The 1,993-nt window shown below is 35.9% G+C and carries 2 protein-coding genes; one reads left to right on the forward strand and one right to left on the reverse strand.

Features of this window, described 5'->3' with window-relative positions; genetic code table 11:
- Positions 1–101 precede the first annotated feature (101 nt).
- Positions 102–734, reverse strand: coding sequence for a hypothetical protein (locus tag WBM49_RS03210; protein ID WP_424370623.1), 633 nt, complete (start codon positions 732–734; stop codon positions 102–104).
- Positions 735–1,014: 280 nt separating this feature from the next.
- Here WBM49_RS03210 and WBM49_RS03215 point away from each other — a divergent pair.
- Positions 1,015–1,993, forward strand: a 979-nt coding sequence (locus WBM49_RS03215) for a glycoside hydrolase family 3 protein (protein ID WP_424370624.1), incomplete at its 3' end; no start/stop codon positions are given.

A 1,993-nucleotide genomic window follows, 5' to 3' on the forward strand; every position in this document is an offset into this window, starting at 1 on the left:
TTTATATCTCCTTTGGAACATTGCTATACCTATTCAGGGTAGCACCACATTTAAATTTACCTTTATTAACTATGTTGAAAATTAGGTATTAAAATAAAACATCAGATAATACTAAAATCAATCCCAGTAATGGAATTTTCCAATATAATGTTTCTAATATGCTCAGATACAATATATTGAACTCCTCCCTCGACAAATTTCAAAACAAAAATATCTTTCTTTATTTTAGATTTATCCAACGTATAATTTTCAATGTAAACCGATAACATAGAATCTCTATTCAGATTTTGTAAATAATCATTGAATGAATTATATGAACTCAAATCTAGCTTTTCTACTTTATTAAACACATTTTCCATTAAAAAAATCTCGGATTTGTTAAAATCTATATAATCAAAATCTATTTTAATAGGATTTAAAGTGTAATAATTTTCAATTTTGATGTTTTTATAAAAAACTGGTGACTTTATAAACTGAAGATCTCTATTATTACTTAATTCGAAAATTCTCTTAAGATCTTTGCTTATTAATAATTTTAATGAAAATCCGCTTATAAAAGCACTTATTAGATCAGTTAGTTCTGCATTTTTAGATAAAATGGCATTCGCAATTTTAACCTCAGAAGGAGCATTTTGAAAAGTTATTCTATCTATAAAAAGGGGATCTTCCCATATATCACAATTATAATACGCATCTTCAACCTGAGGATAAGTACCAATTATTTCATTATCCAAAGAATGCTTTAAAATGTAATAATTCATTCTAAAAAACTAAGTCGTCTAAATGTTTATTAGGGTTATTCAAAATAGCATTTCTAATGTTACTAACCAGATGGCGCGGATTTGTAATCCGCGCTATTTGACAATATGACTTTAGTCATAGATCGATAATCTACCAATTAGTACCTTTCAACCTTATATACCGTCGGCCTGTTCCTACTTAATTCATTTAGGAAGTGGCCAAAAAAGTTTTGTCCTTACATAAAAATACTTCAATTTTAAAAATACAGCATTCATGACCAAAAAAGTAATCCATTTAGCGATGGCGGCAGTATCCATATTGATCATCTCTTGCAATAATAACTCCAGGACAACAGATCATGCTCATCCCCCAGCATCCTCTGAAAATTATACAGGCAAACCCATTACACACCAATATGATACAAGGATCGATTCCCTGATCAGTCAAATGACCTTAGAAGAAAAAACAGGCATGCTACACGGAACCAGCATGTTCACTACCGCCGGAATTGAACGGCTGGGAATTCCTGAGTTAAAAATGGCTGACGGACCTTTAGGAGTTAGGGAAGAGGTCTCCAGAAATTCCTGGGCTCCGGCAGGGTTAGATACTGATTTTGCCACCTATTATCCTGCAGGTGCCGGACTTTCCGCTACCTGGAACCCGGTATTGGCCTATACCTTTGGGAAAAGCGTTGGGGAAGAGTCGCGTGCCAGAGATAAGGATGTGCTCTTATCTCCTGCCATCAATATCATCAGAACCCCTTTGGGTGGTAGAACCTATGAGTACTTCAGTGAATACCCTTTTTTAAACAAAAAGTTGGCCGTTCCGTTTATTGTAGGGCTACAGGACAATGATGTAGCCGCTTGCGTAAAACATTATGCAGCCAATAATCAGGAAACCAACAGAGATTTTGTGGATGTCCAAATAGATGAACGCACGCTTCGGGAGATCTATTTGCCGGCGTTCGAAGCTGCAGTAAAGGAAGCCAATGCGTATAGCATGATGGGGGCCTATAATAAATTCAGAGGGGCCTATTTATGTGAGAACAACTATATGTTAAACGATGTTCTTAGAGATGAGTGGGGGTTTGAAGGGGTGGTCATTTCCGATTGGGCCGCCGTACATACCTCCGTGAATTCCCTGAAAAGCGGATTGGATCTGGAAATGGGAACCCCTAAGCCGTTCAATGAATTCTTTTTAGCAGATGCGTTGATTGACGCTGTAAAAGCAGGAGAAATTTCAGAAGAGGAAA

It is taken from the genome of Muriicola sp., assembly GCF_049669965.1.
Taxonomy (GTDB): Bacteria; Bacteroidota; Bacteroidia; order Flavobacteriales; family Flavobacteriaceae; genus Muriicola.